Below are 26,247 nucleotides of genomic sequence, written 5' to 3' on the forward strand. Positions count from 1 at the left end.
CATAAAACCAATAAAATCAATTTAAAATAAGTTAAAAATCATATTTAACATCTTTATTGATGATTATTTGCGCTAATTTACCAAAAAATTCCTTGCATTTAATGTTTTTTTTATATTTTTTTTAATTTCTTTCGATTGTTTTCACTAATTCCGAAAGGTAGAATGCTCTAATCACAATTTATTATCAATGCAAATAACTGGAGTTGATTAAGTGAAAATATCAGCACGCAAAGTTTTGCCTTGGCAACTTATAGAATGTTTCACTCGATATCGTCAATTTATCGCTCTACTATTTGGACTCACTATTTTTTGTATCGCACTGATAGTGTGTTGGCATTTATTACAATCAATTAATCTAAGCGATTTACAATCAGCTCTGCATAAACTACCTTACCATGCAATTTTACTAGCATGTTTATCGGCGATAGCAAGTTATATTATGTTGATGGGTTATGAGTGGTCAGCTGCACGATATGCAGGCGTTGATTTAAAACTATCGACAATAGCTACTGGTGCAATTTGTGCCTCCGCCATTGGTAATGCTGTCGGGTTATCCGCCCTATCCGGTGGTGCAATTCGTTGTCGGCTCTATTTTAAATATGGATTAACCACCATAGATGTTGCTCGCATGTCGATTTTTGTTAGCCTTTCGTTAGGCCTTACATTACCCTTAATCGCCACAATTGCTGCATTAATACATATACAAAATACCATGCTAGCGCTACATATCTCGGTAATCACTATCGAGATAATCGCTAGTGCAGTATTGTTCATTTATGTTGGTGTTTTGTTATTTTTACATACACACCGATTAGTAGAAAAACCCAATAAATATACTCGGTTATTTCAAATTTTCCATTGGAAGATCCGTCTACCCAACTGGCAATTAGCCTGTGGACAATTTTTAATTACCTTAATCGATGCCATTTTAGCCGGTGCTATTCTCTATTTTTTACTCCCGAATCAACCAAACTTTATTACCTTTATTATGATTTATATCTTGGCATTAGTAGCTGGGGTACTTAGTCATGTCCCTGGTGGAGTTGGCATATTTGAAGCGGTTATATTAGCGGCATTTTCATCACAAATTGATACTGCATCATTAACGGTTGCTTTAGTCATTTACCGTTTAATTTATATCATATTACCATTGATTCCTGCTGGAATTTTACTGCTAATTAACGAAGGAAAACACTTGTTAACCGCGCCACAAGTTAAGGAAACCGATACCGGTATTGCGGCAACGATTATGGCAACCACGGTATTTTTTGCCGGAGTAGTCATGATGTTTTCAAGTGTTACACCTGGCTTTAATCATGATTTTGTCAGCACTTTTTTTCCGAAAAAAATTGTCAATTTTGCTCATTTAACCGCTAGTTTAATCGGAGTTTTATGCCTACTAATGGCGGTAGGATTACGTCGCAGACTTTATTCGGCATGGGGAGTATCGGTTATTTTGTTGATATTAGGCAGTATCTGCTCGTTGCTAAGAGGTTTACACTGGATCGAAGCAGCGACATTATTAGTAATAGCCATACTATTAATCAATTTTAGACATGCTTTTTATCGTAAAAGCCGATTAAGTATTTTACCTTTCTCACTAAAATCCTTTGTAGTCAGTTTTGGTTTAATTGCCTTATTTGTTTGGCTAATCTTATTTATTTATCAAGATATTCCTTATAGCCATGATTTATGGTGGCAATTTGAGTTAGATAGCCGAGTTCCCCGAGCATTACGCGCAGCATTAGGTAGTTTTATCTTATTGAGTGGCGTAATGTTATTTTGGTCATTTAAACCAGCATTACCTATCTTAACGATTCCGACTGAAGAGGAATTAAGTGAAGCCTATCAAATCATGCTTAACTCAAAACAACCTGAAGGCGGATTAGCGATGAGTGGTGATAAGTCACTGCTCTTCAATCAATCACATACTGCTTTCATTATGTATGCAAGACGAGGAAGAAGCATGGTTGCGCTATATGATCCTATTGGCAATGATAGCGCTGCTCGGGCTGATTTAATCTGGGCATTTAGGGATCTTTGTGATCAACACCATTTACGTCCAGTTTTTTACCAAGTTAAAGCAAACAATTTACCATTCTATATGGATATCGGTCTTCGAATTGTCAAACTTGGTGAAGAAGCCTTAGTTAATTTAAAAGAGTTTGATTTAACTTCTAAGGGATATAAAGATCTTCGATATACTTGGAATCGTGGGCAACGGGATGGGCTTAGTTTAAGATTTTATCCACCGGGTACAGCACCAATTGATGAATTGAAATCAGTCTCTGATGCATGGTTAAAAAACAAACACACCAAGGAGAAAAAATTCTCATTAGGGGCTTTTTCTAAATCCTATTTAGATAATTTCACTATTGCCGCAATTGAATATCAAGGGCGAATTATTGCTTTTGTGAATTTATTAGAAACCAAACAAAACTATAGTGCTAGTATTGATCTAATGCGAGTTTTACAAGATATTCCAAAATCGACCATGGAGTTTTTAATGGTTGGTTTAATTTTACATTATCAAGAAAAAGGTTATCAGTATTTTAGTTTGGGAATGGTGCCACTTGCCGGCATGCAAAGAAGACGTGGTGCACCAATGATCCAACGCTTAGGTGCATTAGTCTTTCGCCGAGGCGGCCGTTTTTATAACTTCCAAGGCCTACGTCGTTTTAAAGAAAAATTTGCAACGCATTGGCAACCTCGTTATATGGCGGTTCCTGCCGGACTTGACCCCTTGGTTGCTTTAATTGATACCACTATGTTAATTTCAGGTGGCAAAACAACATTAACTAACCAGAAGAACTAATCAAATGAAAAAAATCATACTTTATGTTTTATTATTCATTATTTTAGTATTCATTACATTTTGTATTGTTATAGGTTGGTACAGCTATAAAAACCAACGAACAGCTTCGGTTAAAACTGTTACAATTAATCAAAACTTTACTATTTTATCTGCTAGCCCCAAACAGTCAGCAGAAGCTTCAGCAATAATTGTTGCGACACGAGATAATCACTTTACCGCTAATCAATTATTAACCTTATCTGAATCAATGGGTGCTAAATTGGTGCAATTTGAATTACAACCACAAGGAAGTTGTGCCGAACAACAAACACGCTTTGAACAAGCGCAGAAAATCTTAAATGAGGATAAATTTATTGTTGCCGGCATGCAAGAAGGTGCGGCTTTCGCTTATCGTTGGTTAAGCAAACAACAAGATGATTATGCTAAAGCTTTATCCATTGAGTTTACTTTAGATCATAAAGATTGCGACACACCTTTACCAGCACAGGCCAGCCATGGAACATGGCAGGTTATTTGGAACAATCCTCCTGATGAACAAGTTGCAATTTTCCCTCGCCAACAAAAACAGATTAAAGTAACCACGTCAATTGGTGAATATCAAGCGTCACCCACCGAACTGTTAAGTTTACATTTATCCTCTATTTTATTTGGTGAACATGAACCATTACCTGTGATTGAATTGCCAGCTAAAGGTAATCCACAACATCCGAATAGTGTTACCTTTTATTATTCAGGTGATGGTGGCTGGCGAGATTTAGATAAAGTTTCAGCAGAATATATGGCTTCACATGGTTATTCGGTGGTTGGTGTCGATGCGCTTAAACTTTTTTGGCAACATCGCTCGGTTGAACGTAGTGCTAAAGATCTGACCTATTTAATGCAAGAATACCGTGATAAATGGGGAGTGAATAAATTTGTACTAGCAGGTTATTCTTTTGGTGGTGACATCTTACCAGCACTATATAATCGTTTATCTAAAGTAGATCAACAAAGCGTTCAAGCATTGATCATGATTGCTTTTTCTAAAGATGCTAATTTTGAAATAGAAGTTAGTGGTTGGCTGGGGCAATCAGGTGATGAAATGAAAACAGCACCAGAGGTTGCGCAGATTCCGGAAAAGAAATTATTCTGTATCTATGGTGCAGAAGAGAAAGACGATAGCGGTTGCCTACAACCAGAGATGAAAGGCGAAGCATTTCAACTACCGGGTGGCCATCATTTTGATGAAAATTATCCGCACTTAGGGCAAATTATTATGCAAGCTATCGACAAACGTATGCAATAAATGTGGCACTTTAGGTATTATTTTTAAAATAAAAGCATTAATAAAAAATTATAAAAATATTAATGCTTTTTAAGTTTGATTTTCCCTTCTGATAAGAATACGCCACCAAGAGTAAATAAGGTACCTATTGCCGCAATCCATGTAAAAGGTTCATCTAAAATTAATACTGCATTAATAATTGTCAAAATTGGCACTAAATAGATATAGATGCTAATTTTAACCGCCCCCACTAATTTTACAGCATAGTTCCAAGAAGCAAAGCAGATAGCTGAAGCTCCGACGCCTAAAAATAAGATATTCATTAAGTTTATTGGTTGCTCAAATCGAGAAAAATTCCATTCAAAACCAAATAAATACAGTGCGGGTAGCATAAACATTAGACCGTAAAAAAAGAATCTTCGCGTCAGCAAAATAATATTGTAACCATAGTTACTACTTTTTTTAGTTAAAATTGAATAACACGCCCAAAATAGGCAAGCAAACACCGCCAGTAAATCACCAAGTGGATTAACCGATAATACAAACTGACCATTGAAACTAATTAAGGCTATACCTATCATGCCGAATAGACAGCCAATATAAAACACTTTCGCTGGTTTTTCGGCCTTGAGAAAGAAGATGGCCAATATAGCAGTAAAGACTGGAGCTAGTGTGGTGATCACACCAACATTTGATGCTGTGGTATAGGTTAACGCAATATTTTCACAGAGAAAATAACAAGTGACACCACAAAATCCAGCGCCAAGGAACATCAACTCTTGTTTAATCCCCTGCCAGGCGAAAAAGCGAGGGGCTAATAACCAAAGCGTGGCATAACCTAAGGTAAATCGAAAAAAGAGAATTTCAATCGGTTTAAAATCTGTCAGTAAAACTTTGGTGGCAATATAAGTGATTCCCCAAATAAACACTGTCATCAGTGCGATTAGGTGGCCTTTTGTCCTTGATGAAAATAACATAAAAATTCTCTCTGCTCACTTATTAGTATTTAAGCACCATCCATTACCTTATTACTTAGTTACCAGACTAAATATACCAAATAAATTGAGAATAGATAAAAGGCTTGATAATAATAAAAATAACACTATTTATTAGAATAATGAAAATCGCTAAATATTAACTTGCTGTTAATAATTGTTCAATATATTTTAATATATCGATTATTTATGTAGATTATATAATTCTATAGCAGGACTAGTTAGCACTAATAAAAATTGTAGGCAAAAAAAATCCACTCAAAAATGAGTGGAGGGCAAAAAAATGAATTAACGTAATCTGAATATATAGACAGACTAAATCACAAAAAGTTCCAATTAATTTCAAAAAAATTTAATATTTTTCTAAAAACATTCTATTATATTGATTTATATAAATAATTATTTTGAAAAATATTTAAAAAAATATAAATATTTTTCATTTTTCAGCACATAAAAACTAATTTGCTTAAAACTTAATTTTATTGCAAATTTAAATAATCTAACGCTATACTGCGCTAAAAATAGTCTATATAGCTATATAGGAGTATTTATGAAAAAGAATGTTGTTTTATTTAGTAAAATTCCAGCTGATCAGCAAGAAAGACTAGCGCAAGCTTTCAATCTAACACTATTTCAAGGTGATCCTAAAACCGATATTAGTGGATTTATCCAAACATTAGCCAATGCTGACGGTATGATTGGATCTAATATTCCAACTCGAATTGATGATGATTTTTTGCAACACACCCCTAAATTAAAAGCTGCGGCGACAATTTCAGTCGGTTTTGATAATTATGATTTGCTTGCTTTGAAAAAACATGGCGTCCGATTAATGAATACTCCGAAAGTTCTCACTGAAAGTACCGCTGATCTCATTTTTACCCTGCTCATGGCTACCGCTCGCCGAACCGTTGAATTATCTAATCTTATTCATAATGGTGGTTGGAATAAAAGCATCACACCTGAATACTTTGGTACAGATATTTATGGTAAAACCATTGGTATTTTAGGCATGGGCCGTATTGGTCAAGCCATAGCTAAACGAGCACATTGTGGTTTTGATATGAACATCATATATTATAATCGTTCAGCCAATGCCCATGTTGAACAAGCCTATCATGCTAAACGTCTTGAACTAGATGATGTCCTAAAACAAGCTGACTTTGTTGTTATCATTTTACCGCTAACCGATCAAACAAAACGGCTTATTACTAAACAAAAATTAGCGTTAATGAAATCATCAGCTATCCTTATCAATGGCGCTAGAGGTGCGATAATTGATGAACAAGCGCTCTATGAAGCATTAAAAAATAAAACAATTAAGGCTGCTGGCTTAGACGTTTTTGAAGTTGAACCATTAGCCAAAGATTCGCCATTATTAAAACTTGATAATGTTTTATTATCACCACATGTAGGTTCTGCAACCACTGAAACTCGGTATGCCATGGCCAAATGCGCTGTTGATAACATTATTGCTGCGTTAAAACCAGAACAACCAACTGAAAATTGGGTAAATCCTGAAGTCGGTTAACTTGTATTACTGCTTGAATTCACCTATAATGCCCCAATATTGTCTATAAACACCAATCACAATTGGGGCTGATTCTGGATTCGACGGGATTTGCGAAACCCAAGGTGCATGCCGAGGTGCGGTAGGCCTCGTAAATAAACCGCAAAAAAATAGTCGCAAACGACGAAAACTACGCACTAGCAGCTTAATAACCTGTATAGAGCCTTCTCTCCCTAGCCTCCGCTCGTAGGACGGGGATCAAGAGGAGTCAAACCTAAACGAGATCGTGTGGAAGCCTTGCTTGGGGCGGAAGCATTAAATTTAATCAAGCTAGTTTATCAGTGGCGTGTTTGTCCGCAGCGGGTAAGCGAAATTTAAAGACAAACTACGCATGTAGTACCAAGGATGTAGAGATTTCGGACGCGGGTTCAACTCCCGCCAGCTCCACCAATTCAATATTCATTAATATTCTTTTAAATCCTTTAAAACACATCAAAACTAACAAATACAAGGCTTAAAGCCTATTTTGTTATTCATTAAGCACCAGTAAGATACATTTACTATCAGTAATTTTTAGTTATATGATTAGGAAGAACAACCCTTAAATAATAAATAAGAAACAGTTAAATGTCTTTGCCCAAAAAATCATAAATTCAAGTGGTAATAAAATAATACTAATTTATGCTTTACCGTTTATGCTATTTGCTTTCGCCTTACTTTTATTTATAAGTTTTAATATTTCAGTCTTTAATTATGTTATAGCTACTATGAGCTATGGTTTAGGTGGAGGACTGTTTCAAAGTTCATTAATTCAGATAGCAATGGTTCAAAAAAAGATAAACAATCCACCATTGGAAGTTTGTTAAGACTTTTTCAAAATGAAGGAATTATTATAGGGATGACATATTCTTTAAGGTTATTAGAAATAAATAGGTCTTCTTTAGAGAATATTTCTACCTATCTAAAATTATGAGGTATTAGTTTTGGTATACTCTCTATCATGTTTTTTTATTTATATTTTTCTTTATTTAGAATAAAAAAATAAATACAGTCTCATTTTTAATACCGTGGTTAACAATGCAAATAAATTATTGTTCAAGACAAACCAATTTTTTATTTTTAATTTATCATAAGAATAACGTTATAAAACTGGTATGAATTAGTATAGCCTATCTACAATTTACTAATAATTTACATCCCATAAATGAAGTCTAAATCCTCTCAAGATACAAAATTATATTAACTACACAAAAATATTGCCTTTGCTTATAAACAATCTTATTCTTATATAATCATATATAAGATTATATAAATTTCGATATTGTTTCCTAACTGTTGAAGACCAGATGCTATGCAAGAAGAATTCGTAGAAAAAAGAAGTGATGTTATCAAAAATTTTCTAACCCTTTATCACAGTTTGATTAGTGGCAATAACAAAACTGACGTTTTAAAACTTTATAGTAGGGGGGAATGGTTTGCTGTTGAAAAAATTGGCAACAGACTATTTTTTGGACCAAGCCGTTTCGTAGGTTATAAAAACAATTCCATTGAAATCCATAAAAATAATAAGAATAAAGATGGCAGGCAGACAAATAAAATTTTATCAAAACGATTACTTTATTCAAAAATAGAGGATAATGAATTTTTAATTAATCAATTTCAAAAATTTATTAGCCCATTTATGCAAAAAGAAATAGAGAAAACAAAATTCTTTGTACCAAATAATATTGACCTTTCTGATTTAAATGCTAATAGCGCTTGTTATTTTATTTCTCCGACTCATTGTCCTAAATTCAAAAAAAAAGCATGGAATAGTTTTTTGAACAATGAGATTATGGCTATTGGTTGGAAAGATGAAGATTATTCTAATTCTACAGCTGAAGAAATAAAAAATTCTTATCCGGAAAAATCACCAGCAATTCAAGCATTTAAAAATATAAAAGATATCAAATATGGCGATATAATTTGCACTACAAACAATAATCATGGATTATGGGGTATTGGTGTTGCGCTATCTTCCTACCGATATAAAAAAAATATTCATTTTGCAGGAGAAGATGAACAAAATAACCGTTGTTTCTATTCACACTATGTAGATGTTGCTTGGCTTAGCTATGATGCTACTAAAAATGAGTATATTAAATCTTCGGACTTAAAGATTACTGAACCAGAAACTATATGGCCGCCTTTGGAGACACTATTTAAGTCACAAACTATTCCCGGATGTATATTAAATTATCTATTTAAAGAAAATATAGAAAACGTTAATGATATGAATGATTTAAAAAAATATATTGAGTTACTCGAAAATAAACAACAAATTATCCTTCAAGGTGCTCCTGGAACTGGAAAGACCTATACAGCAAAAAATATTGCTAAACAGCTTATTTTTGGCGAGGTCTCTTCAGATAAAAATGAGCAAGCATCTAATTTACAATCTCATGAACAATTTAAACTCATCCAATTTCATTCTGCCTATACCTATGAAGACTTTGTGCGAGGAATTGAAGTAAAAACAGAAAATGGCCAACCTCAATATATTACGAGAGATAAACTATTTATAGAAATGGCTAAAAAAGCATCGGCTGATCCTGAAAAAAAATATATTTTGATCATTGATGAAATAAACCGAGCAAATCTTCCTGCTGTATTGGGCGAATTAATTTATGCACTAGAGTATCGCGGCGAACAAGTCGAAAGTATGTATGCGGTTAATGATGATAATAGGCTAACCATTCCTCCTAATCTTTATATTATTGGCACAATGAATACTGCTGATCGCAGTGTTGGACAGATTGATTATGCTATTCGTCGTCGTTTTGCATTTATTGACATATTACCAACATCTTTACAAGCCAATTTTAAAAAGGATTTATTCATAGATATTTCTGAATTATTTATTAAAAGTTATGAAGAATATGAAAAAAATAAAATATTGAATCCATCAATATATTTGTCTGATGAATTTCGAGTTGAAGATGTTTGGTTAGGGCAAAGCTACTTTATAATAAATGGTAAAGATGAAAAGGATATAACTCAAACACGCCTTCAATATGAAATAATTCCTATTTTGAAGGAATATATAAAGGATGGCATTTTTAAAGATGTCGATGGTGTAAAAACTAAAATTAAAGAAATCGAAACTAAATACTCGAATCAACCATGATTGAACTTTTTGAACAGTATGATGGACTTTTAAAACAAGATCACTGTATTAATGCGTGTGACAATTATATTGCTATTTTAAAGGAAAAAGACTCATACGAATACCAAGTTCTGCGAAAAGGTGAAAAACAGTCCTGCTACTCAATAAATTGCGAGAAAGAGTTATTCTATTTCAAAACGTCTTATTTTGTTGGAATCAATTGGATTGTTGAAAATAAACTCCCAATATATATACAACCAAAATTAAATAATGAATCAACGCAGATTGATTATATGCGAATGTTGTTAGATGCGATTGAAGAGCCCGAAAATCTAAAGCATCTAGATGATTTGTTATATATTTATTTTGATAAACCTCATATCCCAATAACACAAAAGCAAGATTTACTTTCTCCGTTCTTAATAGCCCTGTTTCTTAAAGTTATGAAACAAATTGTAAAAAAAGGCTTAAAAAAATCTTATTATTCTAAAATCGAAAATCTTAATGCCCGCGTGAAAGGAAAAATTCTTGTCAGTAGAAATATCAAACAGAATTTAGTTAGTGGTAAAAAAATTAACGCAATCTGCCAATATCAAGAATTTGGCGTTAATTGTGATGAAAATAAAATTCTAAAAAAAGCCTATCGTTTTTCCCAACGCGTCATTCAAAAATTTGAAAACGGATTTGATAAAACACCATTATTGCAGTGGATTAATTACATTCACCCTGCTTTTGAGCAGGTATCTGATGATATTGATATAACAAAAATAAAAACCTTCAGAAGTAATCCGTTATATAAAGAGTATGATCAAGCGATCAAATTAGCATTACTGATTTTGAAACGTTACGCCTACAATATTAGTAATACCGAACAACAACGAATCATGACCCCACCTTTCTGGATTGATATGAGTAAATTGTTTGAATTATATGTCTATAAAAAACTGAGAAATATATTTACATCAAAGGAAGTAAAATATCACTATAAAGCAAAATATCAGGAATTAGATTTTATCTTAAAATTTACCAACCAAGCAGATTTCAAATTTGTAATTGATACTAAATATAAACCTAAATACCACAATCAATCAGTAATTATTGATGACATTAGACAAATAAGTGGTTATGCAAGAATTGAAAAAGTCTATAAAGAATTAAAAGTAACAGATTATCGACAAAATATCGATTGTTTAATTATATATTCTCATCAGAAGAGCGATGAAGATTTTACGATTAACCACTTTATTTTAGATGATCAAAATGAAATACCTAAGTCTAATATACAAAAACTAAAAAAAGAATCAGGCTATGTTAATATCTACAAATTAGGAATTAAGCTTCCTGAGCTACTTTAATAAAAGTAGCTTTATTCTATTACCATATTAATTTAATACTAATAGTATTCGTTCCAAATTCTTCACAATTTTTAGCAGTTAATTCTCTAATTGCTTTTAGATAACGGTTATAAAATAAACCGGAATGGGGAAAGAAGCAAAAACCCCTTTCCTCAAAATTTTTTCATAGGAAAAGTTTTCATTGGAAAAGCTTAGTTATTTGTTGTTTGATGAGCTGCTTTATAGTATTGTTTTTTAAATCTCAATAAAGCCAATTGCTCATTTAGTTGAGTTATAGTATCGATTAATATCTTTTCTTGTTGATTAATGATAGTTAGGCGCTCATCCAATGTTTCATCACCTTTAAGACACAGCTTGACATAGTGTTGAACATCTTTAATTGACATATTCGCGTTACGTAAACATTCAATTAGCTTTGCCCACTGTAAGTCGGCATCAGAAAAAAGTCGTTTTTCATTCTGGTCACGTTGCAAAAATGGAAATAAATTTAATGAATCATAATACCTTAATGTATGCACAGATAAGCCTAACATTTTAGCTGCTTTAGTCACAGAGTATTTAGGTGTTTGGTTTAGTTCCCCATTTTGTGCAATTGATGCAATACAATCATTTATATTTACCATATTTATACCCATGTTTTCATAAAAATCAATTAAATAGATTAGCAAGTATGACAATTTGACTAAACTTGACTTAGAGTTACTCTAACCATTATAGTTCACGCCAACAGTTAAGAAAAGTATGGGAGAAATTAACATGAACCCAAATAATATAAGAAATTTTTGTATTATTGCCCATATCGATCACGGTAAATCAACGCTAGCAGATAGGTTAATTGAAATGACCAATACTGTCTCTGAACGTGATATGAAAGAGCAATTATTAGATAACATGGATCTTGAAAGAGAACGTGGTATTACAATTAAGTTACAAACGGTACGCATGTACTATAAAGCTTCAAATAATATTGAATATGAGCTTAATCTAATCGATACCCCTGGGCATACTGATTTTAATTATGAAGTTTCGCGCAGTTTAGCTGCTTGTGAAGGAGCTTTGTTGCTAGTTGATGCAACCCAAGGCGTACAAGCACAAACAATCGCTAATTTAAAACTGGCTCAAGAGCAGAATTTAACTATTATTCCAGTTATCAATAAAGTCGATATGCCAAATGCGGATGTTGACAGCGTGATTAAAGAAATCGAAGAGTTAGATGGCATTAACTTAGATAAAGTTATTTTAGCTTCAGCTAAAACCGGCGTAGGAGTTGATAATATTTTAGAATCAATCGTTGAAAACATTCCTGCGCCAGAAGCTAATAAAGATAGGCAACTGCAAGCGTTAATCTTTGATTCTCATTATGATGTGTATCGCGGTGTCGTGCTACATGTACGCGTTTTTAACGGTGCTATTCATACTGGAATGAAAATTAAAATGCTCAAAAGTGATATTGAATTTGAAGCATTACAAACTGGCGTATTTTTACCAGCAATGAAAACTGTTGATGTACTTGATGCAGGTGAAGTTGGATATATTTCGACTAATATTAAAATCGTCGCAAATGTCAAAGTCGGTGATACCCTAATTGATCCTAATCACCCAAATACCAAAGCAGTACCTGGTTATAAAGAAGTCAAACCTATGGTTTATGCTGGATTATTTCCAATAAAAAATGAAGACCAAGAAAAACTTAAAGATGCGGTTGAAAAATTATCCCTAAATGATTCTGCATTTATTTATAAACAAGAAAACTCAATGGCCCTTGGCGCAGGATTCCGTTGTGGTTTTTTAGGAATTTTACATATGGAGATTATTCAAGAAAGACTTGAAAGAGAATATGGTATCGAAATACTCTCTACCTTTCCTAGTGTTGAATACCGTGTAACATTAAAAAATAGTGAAATCATCAATGTTAATAATCCTATGTTGTTACCGAGTTTTGAAAAAATTGACTATATTGAAGAACCATTTATAGATGCTGCTATTATCATTCCTATGGAAAATATTGGCGAAATTATGGAACTTTGTCAGGAAAAACGAGGTATATACGTCGATATGATTTATCTGAATAATAAAATGGCAGAGTTGACCTTTAAACTGCCAATTTCAGAAATTGCATACAATTTTTATGATTCACTTAAATCGATTACTCATGGCTATGCATCTATAGATTATCGTGATAGAAGCTATATTGCATCGGATTTGGTAAAAATGGATATTTGGTTGAATGATGAAATTGTTGATGCATTTTCATTTATTTTACCTCGAGATAAAAGTTTTGAACGAGGTAAACAAATTGTTCAAAAGATGAAACATGTCATTCCACGCAAACTCTACCCAATGCCGGTGCAATCGGTAGTTGAGAATAAAGTTATTGCACGCGAAGATATTCCACCATTACGCAAAAGTGTTACCGGGCGCGGCTATTCCGGCTCAGCATCGAAAAAGAAAAAGATAGCTAAAAATATTAAGGAAAATAAAATTAGACAACGTAAATTTGGCGGTGTTGATATTCCTCAAGAGGCCTTTCATGCCGTGTTGGATATTCATTAATGATGTAGGCTAGTTGAAATTAACCATTGCTTACATAATTAATCAACATTAAATAACAATTTCGCCGGCATTTGCCGGCGAAACTGTTTTTAGTCAGTAATAACTAAGCAAAGCCTTTCAAGCCAACGACATGAACATGTTCTTGGTTATTGATAACCTTACGAACTAGTTTATAGGTGGTACCTTTTTCCGGGCTGATATTTTCTGGAGCGGCGATAATAAGTTGCATTTCTAATCGTTCACAAAGCTCAAAGAGTGTCGCAATCGATTTAGCATCAAGACGTGCCGCTTCATCTAAGAATAATAAGCGACATGGTGAAATATCCTTATTGCGCAGACGTTTAGACTCTTCTTCCCAACTTTGAATAACCATTAGTAGAATAGACATACCTGTACCAATCGCTTCACCCGTTGATAAAGCACCACTTTCAGCACGTAACCAACCATCAGCACCACGATTAACTTCCACATCCATCTCTAAATAGTTTCGATAATCTAGCAACTCTTCACCAATATTTTGTGCAGTTCGTTGCCCCATATCTATATGTGGATTCAAACGTTGATAAAGTTTCGCTAACGCTTCTGAGAAGGTAATACGATTATTACTAAATAAATCCTGATGTTCATTTTGATCATCAGCTAATGCAGCTAATAATGAAGAGTGTGCCTCACGAATACTAACATTCAAACGAACACCATTAACCTGACCAAATGCCACTGCTTGTAATCCTTGATTAAGCATACGAATACGGTTTTGTTCACGTTGTATAGTTTTACGAATAATATTAGCCACACTTTTTGAACTAATAGCCAATTGCTGTTCTCGTGAAGTAAGTTCTTCAGTTAATCGTGACAACTCAATTTCCATTTGTTCAATAGCTTCAATCGGATCATCAGTTTTGACGATATCTTGGCGAATTCGTTCACGTAGATGTTTATAAACCGCAATATAAAACTGGATTTTACGTTCTGGTCTTTTCGGATCTTCGGATAATCTTAATACATCACGTAAGTGTTCATTATCATTTACCGCTAAACGCAATGAACCAAGAGCCTTATCCGACATAGAACGTAGTTCATCAGCACTGAGATAAGCCAATTCTCGTCGATGTAATCGTCGTTCTACACTGTTTTCTTTAACGAGTCGTAACACTAAACACCAACCAGCTTTTGCTTCAACAACTTGTTCACGTAACTGTTTATAATCACGCAGTGTTTGTGTTAAGCGTTTTTGCATTTGCGTCATTTCGCTTTCACACATAATAAGTTGTTTTTCCAAAGACGTGCATTGTTGGCGATTACTATTGAGTTTTTGATGAATTTCATCACGACGGATACGTGCTCGCTCTTCAGTGATTGCATCCGCTTTAACACCAATTTGTTCGATCTCTTTATGCAATTCATTAAGCATGTCTCGCTTAGTTTCAAATGCACTTTTAAGTGATGCTAATGTTTGATTGTATTGATTATATTTATCTTGATACTGTTGCATTTGACGACGAGCTTCACCTCGTTGTCCTTCAACAACTTCTAATCGAGTACGTAATTTTTCATTGAGATCACTATTTTCATTCAACATACCAGCTGAATCTTCATAGCTAAAATGAGCACGACGTTGCATCACTTCCGTTAAAGCAAAAACTTGTTGGCGAATGGTTTGCTGCTGAGCTTTAACAGTATTGTACTGCTCACGTAATGATTCATTCTGCTCAGGATCACTTTGCAATACTGCAACAATTGGTTCAAGTTCGGCAATAGTATGGCGATGACGACTAACATATTGCGCGGCCTCTTGCGCTTCAGCAACTTGCTCACGGAGATCATCAACCCGATCTGCTAAATCATCATCAGCCAATAAATGCATTTGAGCTACCAATCGATTTACAGTGATTAACTGCTCTTTACAATTTGCAACTTGTTGTTGATTTTGTTTATCAATACTTTCTTGTGCCAAGAGCTGACGTTCGATTTCATTACGTCTTGTCGATAACTTTTGCACTTCGGCTTCTGGATCGATATCAAATGCTACAGATAGATATTCACCAATAAACTGCCCAACATTTTGCTCAATACGTTGTAATTTTTGCAGATCAAATGAAATTGTTGCATAACGTTCATGTAGTTCATCACGTTCTGCCGATAATTTTTCAAGATGAATTTCACGTGCTGCTCGGCCAAATAAAGGTACCTTAGGAAAGCTGGAAAAACGCCATTGCCGATCACCAGTTTTAACCAATACGGATTTCGTCATCTCTTCACAATCAAAAACACTATCGTCAAATGAAGATGGATCACCTTCGATAAAATAGATATCTTCTGGATAATCTTCTTCACTATTTGTCAGGCTTTCTAGTTGAGCTTTTACCAGTGATAAATCAGGTACCACAATAGCTTGTCTTGATGGACCATATAATGCTGAAAAGTAAGGCGCATCATCAATGGTTACATCTTCATAAATTTCAGAAAGTAATACACCATTAAACCTTTCCGCTAATGTCGATAAACGACCATCATCAACACCACTTGGTTGATTGAGTTGTTCAATTTGTGCATCAAGTTGATTGCGTTTGAAGTTTATTTGATCACGTTGTGTAACTAAAGTGCGTTCCTGTTCAAGCAATTGTTGCATATGTTGCGTGACAGCATGACTGTTAGTAAACGTTTGCTCTGTTTGTTCTTGCAATGCGATAAGTGCATCTTGGGCTTTTAGCCATACTGGTGCTTTTTGTCGATAAGCACCAATTTGCGTTTGAATTTGCTCAAGCTCTTGCTTAAATTCAATACGTTTTTCACTTGATTCATTGGCAAGCTCAGCATTTTGGTCTAATTGAACTTCTAGCTCTTGTTTGAATTCATCAAGCTCATCATAATTAAGTTGATGACCAAAACGCTTACAAAATTGAGTTAATAATGATTCAGCTTCTTTTTGTTCAAAAAAGCGTTGCTCTAATTCATCTAATTGCAGTTGTAAATGTTCTGCTTGATCGGCTTGGTAACATTGTGAAGGCCACTGCTTTAATGCTTCTCTAGCGGCACTCCAAGCATCACTGCGCACTACGTCCCCTACTAATTTAACAACTAGTTGATAAGCTCTATCAAATTGATTAATGGCGGCATCAGAAACACTTAGTCTTTGCTCTAATTCTAACAGTTGTTCAGTAACTTCTTTTTGTTTTTCTTCAAAGATTTCAAAATGATTTTCAACATTACTTACACCTAATTTTGGTAATTGGCATAGTTGCTGAGCATTTTTTAAAGCTTGGATAGCTTGTTGGTATTGGATTGCCCGAGTCTGCTGCACATCTAAAGCTTGTTGATAATCAGCTAATTGGTTTTTTATTTCATCAACTTCTTGCTCAGTATGTTCAACCTGATCACGGTAAGTTTGATACTGTTCATTGGCTTCGAGGACAACTTCATTTTGCTCTTCAAGTTTTAAATTCAGATCATCTAAGTCCGCTTGATAACGGTCTATTTTTTCTTGTTGACGTAAAGCTGTTTGCGCAAGGTTAAGATGATCATTGGCTGCCTGAAGATCCGTTTCTAAGTCACTTTGAGCATCTTGATATTCTTTTAATTCTTTTGCCATTTCAACTTGGCGGAATTGATTACTAATCAGCAGATCTTGCGTCTTAAACATGTCACGACGCAATCCTAAAACCGATTCGATATGGACTCTACGTTCATTAGCATGACGCATATAGTCAGCAGCAACGTAGTTTGTAGACTCAGTAATAAGGTGTTTGAATAAATCACGATCCGATTGTGTTACTCGAATAGCTTCAAGTGTCATTCTATTTTCACGTAATGCTGCTTCCATATCTTGGAAGGCTTTTCTGACACCACTATTTTCCGGCAACAAATAATCACGTAATGATCGTGTAATAGCACTTGAAATCCCCCCATATAGAGAAGCTTCAATCAAGCGATAATATTTACTTCGGTCAGATGAAGAACGTAACCGTTTCGGTAATATACCAAAATCAAACATGACTGAATGATAATCGGTAATAGAGTTAAATTGTTTAAAAATAATGCCTTCCATTGACTCAATTTTATCTTTTAATTCTGGTAGTGATAAAATTCGAGCCTGTTTATCATTTAAACGTTCCGTTACCAATTCTGTTGGACTAATATTGACTGGTAAACCTTGTATTAAAAAAGGTTTAATATCTACTTTTTTGTCACGCCCTGCTACTTGCTGTAAACGTACACCACAGATAATTCGCTGATTACGAGAGTTGATAACATCTAGCATTGAGTAACAAACACCAGGCTTTAACTTACCATGTAAACCTTTATCTCGAGAACCTGAAGTTGCACCCGCTTCAGTGGTATTTCTAAAATGTAATAAAGTTAAATCAGGAATTAGCGCTGTGACAAATGCAGCCATAGTCGTTGATTTACCCGCGCCATTACCACCTGAAAGCGTGGTAACCAGCTGATCAAGCTCAAAGGTTCGAGCAAAAAAACCGTTCCAGTTAATTAAGGTTAATGAGTGAAATTTACCGTGTCCCATCATCATTATTCAATCTCCTCATTAACATCTTCATCTTGTTCTTCACTATTATCATCATCCAAAATAAGTGATGATTCTATTTTAATCGCTTCACCATCACGAATTAAGCGTAATTGCGCCTCTTGTGCATCATCACTACTGCGAACATCAGCGCCAAAGCGGAAAATAGATTCATTTATACGAAAACGACTACTGTCATTACCTACAATAAAAAAGATCATGCCTAGTCGACGTAAGCGATTTAATGCGGTTTTTACTTTATCAAACAGTTTTTGACGATCTAAGTCAGATCCCGTTGAACGTTGATTAACTAATTTCAACAATTTACTTTCATCCGCTAAGGAAACTAACTCATCAAAAAGTTCTTGCAAAGTGAAGATACCTTCATGCGCTAATCGTTCTGGGCTTAAATAGAGATAACACAATACTTTACCCACTAACATGTCTAATTCAGAAAGAACTGAACGGGGAATTAAAGTGGTTGAACGAGGACGGAGATAAAAAAAGCCTTCTGGTGCACGAATCAGCTCAACATTATAACGTTGATAAAACTGTTCAAGTTCAAATTGAAAATCCATCAAAAATGCATGATTGTCCAGTTCATCAATACCAATATGGCGACCTGAGCGTAATAAACTATCTAGTTCAGGGAAAATTGGATTGGCAATAGCTTGAGCCAATTTGACTGGCATATATTTATCTATAGACGCTTGAGAACTTGCAGCAATACGTCCCATGACTTCATCAAGATGATGAGCAGTTTGTTCCATTTCTATATCTTTAGTATCTGTTGATGACATGTGCTTGTACCTTAGCTCCATAATCGTTAATAGGTTTCCATTCGGCAGGAATACCAAGTAAATCACTTTCGGCAATACCTAATCGAATAGCCTGATCAATAAACAATCTTGCAATATCAAAATGCTGTTCTCGTGGGAACTGTGCTAAATAACTATGAATAGCAATACTCATATCAAGTGGTTTATTTTCTTGTTTAAAGATCAATAGATTTTGTTCAATATGTGCAACTATGTGCTCTTGAATTTCTTCAATCATTTCAAATTCTAGTTCTGAAGGTAATTCTCCAGTCACTTCCGCTTCATGTAATGCCAATTCTTCATCACGCATATCCAGTAAACGTTCAGCATTCGCAAAAGTAAGTGACCATGGTGAATCAAAATAGCTTTGGATCGATTTGCGTAATCGTTGAGAAAAAACTCGATTCTTATCTAAATCAATTGCAGTACGAATAAATTTATGAACGTGCCTATCATAACCTATCCATAGGTCTATTGCTTTTTGTCCCCAACCGATGATTCGGTCTAATTTACCTTGTAAATCAATAACCACGTTATTAATTTTATCTAACTCAGGATTATCCAAAGTCGCATCTTGTATTAAAAGCAAACTAGCTTGTAACTTATCACCAGCCGCTGCTAATGTATCTTGTAATTCTCGTAACGTTTGCGAGGTTTCTGTCAGTAAACCCTCACAACTACTAATTGCCGCCTGCCAATCTTGACTTAATAATGCAGAAATATTTTGTTTTACATCAGCTTGTTGTTCATCCATCACTCGCTGAGTAATATCGATGCTATCAAAGATTTCAGCTACTGAATATTTTAAAGGCGCAAAAACATTACGATGCCAATGCAAATCATCACCACCTTCAAGAGCAGCATCTGCAGCACGTTTTAACTCTTGTGCAACAATTGAAAGCTGAATTGATAAACGTAAGGTCGAAAATTCACGTTGACGAATATAGTAATCAGAAATACCGATTCCCAAAGGTGTCAATCGATAAATAGAATAACCATCGGTCATTTCGCTAGCAAAGCGTGTGATTAAACGCTGGCGTACTAAATCATTAATAGCGTTATTAGCACGGACAGTAATAGTATCTTCACTTTGCTCAAAAATGTATGAGACATGTCGAAAACCATCGATTAATTCAGATTCAGTCATTTCGCCATCAAAGCGTTCACTGTTTAATACAGCTATTGCCAATAAAAAGGCTAATCGCTCAACAGGCAAAGCAATCGAAAAATCATTTTTTTTTGCCCAAGAGACCAGTTCTGGCACTGATTGGGAAAAATCCATCATAGTGATTCCTTAATTAAGGATGTTCAGCAAGCCTGACATCTTAAAATAATATGAGAAACACAATATATTGTGTTATGGACAAAATTTTATCGATTATATAACAAATTGTAGTAGTTAAAAATAGCTAAGTTTAGGATTTATTATTAGATGTAATATACTATATTCCATTTTCCTAAATGACTTTTACTCCCTTAATCAAATTGGCTTCTATAGATAAAAAAATAAAAGAATATTAACCTACAACTTGTGCCTTCTATAAATCCAACAGAATTGAAGCGCAATAACAATTTATCAATTACTGAAAATAAAGAGGGTAAACTGCTGACCAGTACTTCTGTCATTGTTGATGTAGTTAATAATTTAGATAAAACAGAAAAATCCAATGATAAAGGATAAGCAACTATTATACCAAATAAAAGTTCAAATGTTATTGGATTAAAATTGACTTTCTAGTAAAAAATAACCAATTAGCGACACAAGATTAATTTATATATAAAAAACGGGATTATTATCCCGTTTCCTATTAATCATCTGATTAAACTTCAGCATTAATTGGACGAGGTATAAGAAAACTACAAATTAGAGCTAATACCGTAATCGCTAATCCAAGTAACATGCCATTAAAATAACCATCAATTGAACTACCATTCATCATTTGAATTGCTGGTAATAAAGCAAAACTTAAGCCAGCGCCTAAATTAAATGCACCGGCATTCATTCCTGGTAGAAAACCTGGGTTTTCGCTAGGTGATAAAACAACACCTAAGCCATTTAAGATAATATTGGCCATGCCTGCGTAGAAAATACCTAGCACAATAACCCCTACCGATAAAATAGGTAGAGAATGAATGCCATAAAACATAATAACTAAAATGCCAATAACACAGCCCACAAGACCTAATTTTAACACATTGTTATAACCCATTGTTGGTGCCAACCTTCCGGAAAATGGTCCCACAAACCAACCAATTAAAGCATAAGGAGTAAGAAAAATGAGTGAAGCCCAATCCGCTTCTAATCCAAAGCCAATCTCATGATTTTGAGCAATTGACATGACCAAACCATTAACAATGGCGAAAATACCTGTCATGGTTAAAGTTGTTGTTAATAATAGAGCCCATGTAGCACGTTTTTTCAAATGATTGGTGGTAACAAGTGGTTGTTTATTTCTTTTTTCTACATGCCAAAATAGAATAAAACATAAGATAGCAAACAGTGTTAATCCTACCACAATCAACCAATTTGCATTACCCAGTTTACCCGCTTCATTAAGCGCGAGTAATAGCGCAGCTATGGTTAGAACAATTAGCAAAACACCTAACCAATCCATTTTAGTGCCTGCCGATGGTTTGGATTCGGAGGCAAAACGGTGAACAAATAAAGTGGAAATTGCAGCCACTATAGCTATAACCCAAAATACAGAACGAAAACCGAAATAAGTTGCAAGTAGACCACCAGCTATCGCATCAACACCAGCAATACCACCATTTACTGCTGTTATTATTCCCATTAACATACCATATTGTTTAACATCTTTTACTTCAAAACTTAACATTAACAAGCATAGCGGTACGACTGGTCCAGAGACACCTTGAATAATCCGCGCGGCATATAACACTTCAATATTTGGTGCAACAGCAGCTAAAACTGTACCTAATGTCATGATTAATAACATAGCAGTTAAGACTTTTTTTCGCCCTTTTATATCACTTAATCTTGGTAAAAATAATGAAAATAAAGCTGCTGCTGTGAAAAACGAGGTTTGCGATAGCCCAACAGCAGCATCATTAGTTCCTAACTCTTTTGCTATGGTTACTAATACAGGGCTTAACATACTAGCATTAAGTTGGAAAGCAACACATGCAGCAAGTAAAGCCATCATCAGTGTAAATACACTGGATTTACCTTTACTTTTTTCAATCATAGATTAACCTCACCTATTCGTTCTAGGGAGTCAACAATTAAATCCCAAAAACCAGTATGATCAAGTTCAGTTGCAACCTGAGTATGACAACTATCATCAGGAGGAAAACGAAAATCAGCCACGGTCATTCCTAAAGTTAATGTACCTGTCAATTCAATATCAACTGGCACTCGTTTAGTTTTTATTAACTCAGGATTTATAACATAAGCAACAGCGCAAGGGTCATGCACTGGCGGATAAGTAAAACCTTGAGCTTGTTTATACATTTTTCCGAAGAATTCCAGCATTTCCAAAACAAATTTAGCTGGTTTTGTTTTTATTGCAGATATTTTTTCAATTACTTCTGGTGTAGCTAATGCTTGATGGGTAAGATCTAATCCAACCATAGTAACAGGCCATTTTTCATTAAATACTATATGAGCAGCTTCTGGATCAATCTTGATATTAAACTCAGCAACAGCACTCCAGTTGCCAACATGATACCCACCACCCATCAAAACAACTTCTTTTACTCGCTCAACGATTTTCGGCTCTTTACGTACCGCCATTGCAATATTAGTTAAACCGCCTGTTGGAACCAATGTGACTGTTTTAGGGGGATGTGACATGATGGTATCAATGATTAAATCAATAGCATGCCTTTTATCTAATTGAATTGCCGGTTCAGGTAAAACGGGGCCATCAAGTCCAGAGTCACCATGAATATCAGGTGCCACTTCTACATTTCTAATTAAAGGTCTTACCGCTCCTGCAGCAAAAGGTACATTTGTAATATTAGCGATACGTGCAACAGATAATGCATTACGAGTTACTTTTTCTAATGTTTGGTTACCAACAACCGTAGTTACCGCTAGCAATTCAATATTTGGATTACCATGAGCTAATAAAAGTGCGATAGCATCATCATGACCGGGATCGCAATCAAGGATAATTTTTTTTGGCTGATTTATCATAAATCGGTTCCTCAAGTAAATTTATATATTTGCCATTCGTTTAAGCACATTTTGATGCGATGGCATATTTGATGCACCTTCGCGCTCAACGGCTAAAGATGCAAAAGCTGAAGCATAAACTGCTGCTTGATAAAGTGTTTCTCCTTTAGCCAATGAAGCACAAAAAGCTCCATTAAAAGCATCGCCAGCACCAGTTGTATCAACAGGAACAGCTAAAAAAGGCTTAATATGTTGATGATGTTTTCCATCATAGATAAGAGAACCTTTACTACCTAAAGTAATAATGACTGTTTGAATCCCCAATGAATAAATTTTTTCTGCTGCAAGCTTAGCACTATCGAAATCATTAACTTCAACTCCTGACATTAAACTTGCTTCAGTTTCATTCGGAGTAACAATATCGATATAAGACAATAACTGCTGAATATCTTTAGAATAAGGCGCCGGGTTTAATACCACTTTAACCCCCATTGCTTTAGCTAATTTCATTGCATTTAAAACAGCATCAATATTATTTTCAAGTTGAACTAATAGAATATCAGATTGTTTAAGATAACTTTCTAACATTACAATTTCTTTATTAGTAATTGTTAAATTTGCACCAGGATAGATGGCAATCATATTCTCACCATTCTCCTCAGAAACATAAATGACAGCATTGCCAGTAGGTTCTTTATCTGACTGATACAAAGTAAATGAGTTAATTTTCGATGAAGAAAGATGATCATGAGCAAATTGACTAAATTGATCGGTTCCAACTTTTGCAACAAAATGAACTTTTGCATCGGCATGACTTGCAGCAAGTGCTTGATTAGCACCTTTTCCACCTGGACCAATCATACTTTTTTGCGCTAGAATTGACTCGCCGCCTTTAGGAAATCTTGCCACTTGTGCAACAATATCAACATTAAATGAACCTAAAATACAAACATTACCGTTCATTCTGTCTCCTCGTTTTTTAAATTTCTGTTTATCATATCTTGTCATTAATGAGGTAATACACTCTTTATCAGTAATATTGCTTACTAATCTATGCCTTTTAATCATGGCTCCACCATAACAACGAATAACTAATAATTGTTTCGCCAGTGTAGAGAGATCTTTTCTAATAGTCTCTTTAGATACTTTAAATATTTCCGAAAAATATTGAACACTACCTCTTTCATGTTTATCTAAATAAGCTAAGATAGCTTTTTGTCTTTCTTCTAAGAACATAAAGTAAACCTCTTGATGATTAAATAAAAGTATAGCTGGATTAAATCATTAAAAGAGTGATAATAATCATAACTTATGAGATAAAACAGAAGCAAACGGAACTAAGATAGATTGGACTCGACTGCTTTAAAAATAATAAAATTTAATGAAAACTATTCATTTTATTACTGTCACATATATTAGTAATAACTATTAGCAAAACAACTATACTTTTGCTATAACTCATAACGCTATATCAAGTTATCATAAAAGTAATAATCTAATTTCGATAATAAAAAATTAATTCCGTACTCGCACTGTCGCTAATTTATGCTAAAATCGCAAAACATAAATAATCTTTCTTAACATAAGGATGTAACGCAATGCATATCGGTATACCAAAAGAACGGTTAGCCAATGAAGCTAGAGTTGCAGCAACACCTCAAACCGTTGGACAACTGTTGAAACTAGGATTTACAGTTTCAGTAGAACAAGGTGCTGGGCATGCTGCTCATTTCGAAGACCAAGCTTTTATTGATGCTGGAGCCACTATTCAAAGTACGAAGGATATTTGGCAAAATGATCTTATTTTAAAATTTCATGCGCCAACTGATGAAGAAATCGCTCTAATGAAAGAGGGATTAACGCTTATCAGCTATATCTATCCTGCTCAACATAAAGATCTTCTAGAAAAACTTGCAACTAAAAATATCACTGTAATGGCAATGGATTGTGTACCTCGTATTTCACGAGCTCAATCACTTGATGCATTAAGTTCAATGTCTAACATTGCTGGTTACCGTTCAGTTATTGAAGCAGCAAATCAGTTCGGTCGATTCTTTACTGGGCAAGTTACTGCTGCAGGTAAAGTACCACCAGCAAAAGTGTTGGTAATTGGTGCGGGTGTAGCGGGCCTTGCTGCAATTGGTGCGGCAGTTAGCTTAGGTGCTATTGTTCGTGCATTTGATACACGACCTGAAGTTGCAGAACAAATTAATAGTATGGGTGCTGACTTCTTAGAATTAGATTTCGAAGAAGAAGCCGGTTCTGGTGATGGCTATGCTAAACAAATGTCTGCTGCATTTATTGAAGCAGAAATGGCATTATTTGCTGAACAAGCTAAAGATGTTGACATCATTATCACTACAGCATTAATTCCAGGTAAACCTGCACCAAAACTTATTTCAAAAGAGATGGTTGAATCAATGAAACCAGGCAGTGTTATTGTTGATTTAGCAGCTTTAACTGGTGGTAACTGCGAATTAACTAAACCAGGTGAAGTATTCGAAACTGATAATAATGTTAAAATTGTTGGTTATACCGATTTAGCTAACCGTATGCCTGCACAAGCATCACAATTATACGGTACTAACATTGTTAATTTATTAAAACTACTTGCTAAAGAAAAAGATGGTAATATTGACATCAACTTTGATGATGTAGTGATTCGTGGTGTAACTGTAGTTAAAGACAAAGAAATAACTTGGCCTGCTCCACCAATTCAAGTTTCAGCACAACCACAGAAAAAAGCGGTTGAGCCTGTGGCTAAACCTGAACCAAAACCAATGTCACCAGCCAAAAAATATAGCATTCTTGCTTTATTAATTATTGCCTATTTCTGGTTAGCAAACTCTGTGCCTGAGAGCTTTTTAGGTCACTTTACCGTATTTGCTTTATCATGTGTTGTTGGTTATTACGTAGTATGGAATGTAACCCATTCATTACATACACCACTAATGTCTGTTACTAATGCTATATCGGGTATTATATTAGTCGGTGCAATATTACAAGTCGGTGATGATAATGGCTTAACTACGGCGATTGCCTTTGTTGCTATTTTGATTGCTAGTATCAATATTTTTGGTGGATTCTTTGTTACCCAAAGAATGCTAAAAATGTTTCAACGTGGCAAGTAAA

Annotated in this window: 16 protein-coding genes and 1 other RNA gene; 9 read left to right on the plus strand and 8 right to left on the minus strand. The window is 34.6% G+C overall.

What is annotated here, in order from left to right; all coding sequences use genetic code 11:
- Window positions 1-211: 211 nt before the first annotated feature.
- Together mprF and B6C99_RS06260 are read left to right on the plus strand one after the other, a co-directional pair.
- Window positions 212-2,815: a bifunctional lysylphosphatidylglycerol flippase/synthetase MprF gene (mprF, locus tag B6C99_RS06255; protein WP_216819403.1), complete on the plus strand. Its 2,604-nt coding sequence runs from the start codon at window positions 212-214 to the stop codon at window positions 2,813-2,815.
- A gap of 4 nt (window positions 2,816-2,819) precedes the next feature.
- Window positions 2,820-4,100: a virulence factor family protein gene (locus tag B6C99_RS06260; RefSeq protein ID WP_086359060.1), complete on the plus strand. Its 1,281-nt coding sequence runs from the start codon at window positions 2,820-2,822 to the stop codon at window positions 4,098-4,100.
- 59 nt (window positions 4,101-4,159) lie between these two features.
- Here B6C99_RS06260 and B6C99_RS06265 read toward each other — a convergent pair whose 3' ends face one another.
- Window positions 4,160-5,056, minus strand: coding sequence for a DMT family transporter (locus tag B6C99_RS06265; RefSeq protein WP_086359061.1), 897 nt, complete (start codon window positions 5,054-5,056; stop codon window positions 4,160-4,162).
- Window positions 5,057-5,624: 568 nt separating this feature from the next.
- On the opposite strand from B6C99_RS06265, the gene B6C99_RS06270 reads away from it, so the two are divergent.
- The 4 genes from B6C99_RS06270 to B6C99_RS06285 all read left to right on the plus strand — a co-directional run bounded on the left by B6C99_RS06270 (window position 5,625) and on the right by B6C99_RS06285 (window position 11,084).
- On the plus strand, window positions 5,625-6,605 hold the full coding sequence (locus B6C99_RS06270) for a D-glycerate dehydrogenase (RefSeq protein WP_086359062.1): 981 nt from the start codon (window positions 5,625-5,627) through the stop codon (window positions 6,603-6,605).
- Window positions 6,606-6,669: 64 nt separating this feature from the next.
- Window positions 6,670-7,034, plus strand: a transfer-messenger RNA (tmRNA) gene (gene ssrA / locus B6C99_RS06275).
- Window positions 7,035-7,935: 901 nt separating this feature from the next.
- Window positions 7,936-9,750: an AAA family ATPase gene (locus B6C99_RS06280; RefSeq protein ID WP_086359063.1), complete on the plus strand. Its 1,815-nt coding sequence runs from the start codon at window positions 7,936-7,938 to the stop codon at window positions 9,748-9,750.
- Window positions 9,747-11,084: a hypothetical protein gene (locus tag B6C99_RS06285; protein ID WP_086359064.1), complete on the plus strand. Its 1,338-nt coding sequence runs from the start codon at window positions 9,747-9,749 to the stop codon at window positions 11,082-11,084. The genes B6C99_RS06280 and B6C99_RS06285 overlap by 4 nt, the downstream gene beginning before the upstream one ends.
- A 191-nt stretch (window positions 11,085-11,275) precedes the next feature.
- On the opposite strand, the gene B6C99_RS06290 is transcribed toward B6C99_RS06285, so the two are convergent.
- Window positions 11,276-11,707: a MerR family transcriptional regulator gene (locus B6C99_RS06290; protein ID WP_158092448.1), complete on the minus strand. Its 432-nt coding sequence runs from the start codon at window positions 11,705-11,707 to the stop codon at window positions 11,276-11,278.
- A 133-nt stretch (window positions 11,708-11,840) separates the two neighbouring features.
- On the opposite strand from B6C99_RS06290, the gene lepA reads away from it, so the two are divergent.
- Window positions 11,841-13,637 (plus strand): translation elongation factor 4, encoded by a 1,797-nt coding sequence (lepA, locus tag B6C99_RS06295; protein ID WP_086359066.1) that lies wholly within the window; start codon window positions 11,841-11,843, stop codon window positions 13,635-13,637.
- A 103-nt stretch (window positions 13,638-13,740) separates the two neighbouring features.
- Here the strand turns inward: lepA and mukB are convergent, their stop codons facing one another.
- Genes mukB through mukF form a run of 3 tightly spaced genes read right to left on the minus strand, consistent with a single transcriptional unit; the run spans window position 13,741 to window position 20,259 of the window.
- Window positions 13,741-18,159, minus strand: a complete 4,419-nt coding sequence (gene mukB / locus B6C99_RS06300; protein ID WP_086359102.1) for a chromosome partition protein MukB — start codon at window positions 18,157-18,159, stop codon at window positions 13,741-13,743.
- A gap of 2 nt (window positions 18,160-18,161) precedes the next feature.
- Window positions 18,162-18,893, minus strand: a complete 732-nt coding sequence (mukE, locus tag B6C99_RS06305) for a chromosome partition protein MukE (RefSeq protein WP_081298793.1) — start codon at window positions 18,891-18,893, stop codon at window positions 18,162-18,164.
- Between the two features lie 43 nt (window positions 18,894-18,936).
- Window positions 18,937-20,259, minus strand: coding sequence for a chromosome partition protein MukF (mukF, locus tag B6C99_RS06310; protein ID WP_065577695.1), 1,323 nt, complete (start codon window positions 20,257-20,259; stop codon window positions 18,937-18,939).
- Window positions 20,260-20,505: 246 nt separating this feature from the next.
- Between mukF and B6C99_RS13185 the strand changes: the two genes are divergently transcribed.
- Window positions 20,506-20,655 carry a hypothetical protein gene (locus B6C99_RS13185; RefSeq protein WP_158092449.1) on the plus strand — a complete coding sequence of 50 codons (150 nt, stop codon included), beginning with the start codon at window positions 20,506-20,508 and terminating at the stop codon, window positions 20,653-20,655.
- Window positions 20,656-20,794: 139 nt separating this feature from the next.
- Here the strand turns inward: B6C99_RS13185 and B6C99_RS06315 are convergent, their stop codons facing one another.
- The 3 genes from B6C99_RS06315 to rbsK are packed head-to-tail and all read right to left on the minus strand — an operon-like array spanning window position 20,795 to window position 24,351.
- Window positions 20,795-22,183, minus strand: a complete 1,389-nt coding sequence (locus B6C99_RS06315) for an MFS transporter (protein WP_086359067.1) — start codon at window positions 22,181-22,183, stop codon at window positions 20,795-20,797.
- Window positions 22,180-23,136: a nucleoside hydrolase gene (locus B6C99_RS06320; protein ID WP_086359068.1), complete on the minus strand. Its 957-nt coding sequence runs from the start codon at window positions 23,134-23,136 to the stop codon at window positions 22,180-22,182. The genes B6C99_RS06315 and B6C99_RS06320 overlap by 4 nt, the downstream gene beginning before the upstream one ends.
- A gap of 21 nt (window positions 23,137-23,157) precedes the next feature.
- Window positions 23,158-24,351, minus strand: a complete 1,194-nt coding sequence (rbsK, locus tag B6C99_RS06325) for a ribokinase (RefSeq protein ID WP_086359069.1) — start codon at window positions 24,349-24,351, stop codon at window positions 23,158-23,160.
- A gap of 362 nt (window positions 24,352-24,713) precedes the next feature.
- Here rbsK and pntA point away from each other — a divergent pair, with 362 nt between their 5' ends.
- Complete coding sequence (gene pntA, locus B6C99_RS06330) at window positions 24,714-26,246, plus strand: Re/Si-specific NAD(P)(+) transhydrogenase subunit alpha (protein WP_086359070.1); 1,533 nt, start codon at window positions 24,714-24,716, stop codon at window positions 26,244-26,246.
- The last annotated feature ends 1 nt before the right edge of the window (window position 26,247 follow it).

This window comes from Gilliamella sp. N-G2, assembly GCF_002142215.1.
GTDB lineage: Bacteria > Pseudomonadota > Gammaproteobacteria > Enterobacterales > Orbaceae > Gilliamella.

Coding starts and splice junctions, on each gene's coding strand:
- mukF (WP_065577695.1), bottom strand. CDS start 20,259: ATGATGGATTTTTCCCAATCAGTGCCAGAACTGGTCTCTTGGGCAAAA.
- B6C99_RS06285 (WP_086359064.1), top strand. CDS start 9,747: ATGATTGAACTTTTTGAACAGTATGATGGACTTTTAAAACAAGATCAC.
- mukB (WP_086359102.1), bottom strand. CDS start 18,159: ATGATGGGACACGGTAAATTTCACTCATTAACCTTAATTAACTGGAAC.
- B6C99_RS06270 (WP_086359062.1), top strand. CDS start 5,625: ATGAAAAAGAATGTTGTTTTATTTAGTAAAATTCCAGCTGATCAGCAA.
- B6C99_RS06280 (WP_086359063.1), top strand. CDS start 7,936: ATGCAAGAAGAATTCGTAGAAAAAAGAAGTGATGTTATCAAAAATTTT.
- B6C99_RS06290 (WP_158092448.1), bottom strand. CDS start 11,707: ATGGTAAATATAAATGATTGTATTGCATCAATTGCACAAAATGGGGAA.
- B6C99_RS06265 (WP_086359061.1), bottom strand. CDS start 5,056: ATGTTATTTTCATCAAGGACAAAAGGCCACCTAATCGCACTGATGACA.
- B6C99_RS06320 (WP_086359068.1), bottom strand. CDS start 23,136: ATGATAAATCAGCCAAAAAAAATTATCCTTGATTGCGATCCCGGTCAT.
- rbsK (WP_086359069.1), bottom strand. CDS start 24,351: ATGTTCTTAGAAGAAAGACAAAAAGCTATCTTAGCTTATTTAGATAAA.
- B6C99_RS06315 (WP_086359067.1), bottom strand. CDS start 22,183: ATGATTGAAAAAAGTAAAGGTAAATCCAGTGTATTTACACTGATGATG.
- pntA (WP_086359070.1), top strand. CDS start 24,714: ATGCATATCGGTATACCAAAAGAACGGTTAGCCAATGAAGCTAGAGTT.
- lepA (WP_086359066.1), top strand. CDS start 11,841: ATGAACCCAAATAATATAAGAAATTTTTGTATTATTGCCCATATCGAT.
- B6C99_RS06260 (WP_086359060.1), top strand. CDS start 2,820: ATGAAAAAAATCATACTTTATGTTTTATTATTCATTATTTTAGTATTC.
- mukE (WP_081298793.1), bottom strand. CDS start 18,893: ATGGGACGTATTGCTGCAAGTTCTCAAGCGTCTATAGATAAATATATG.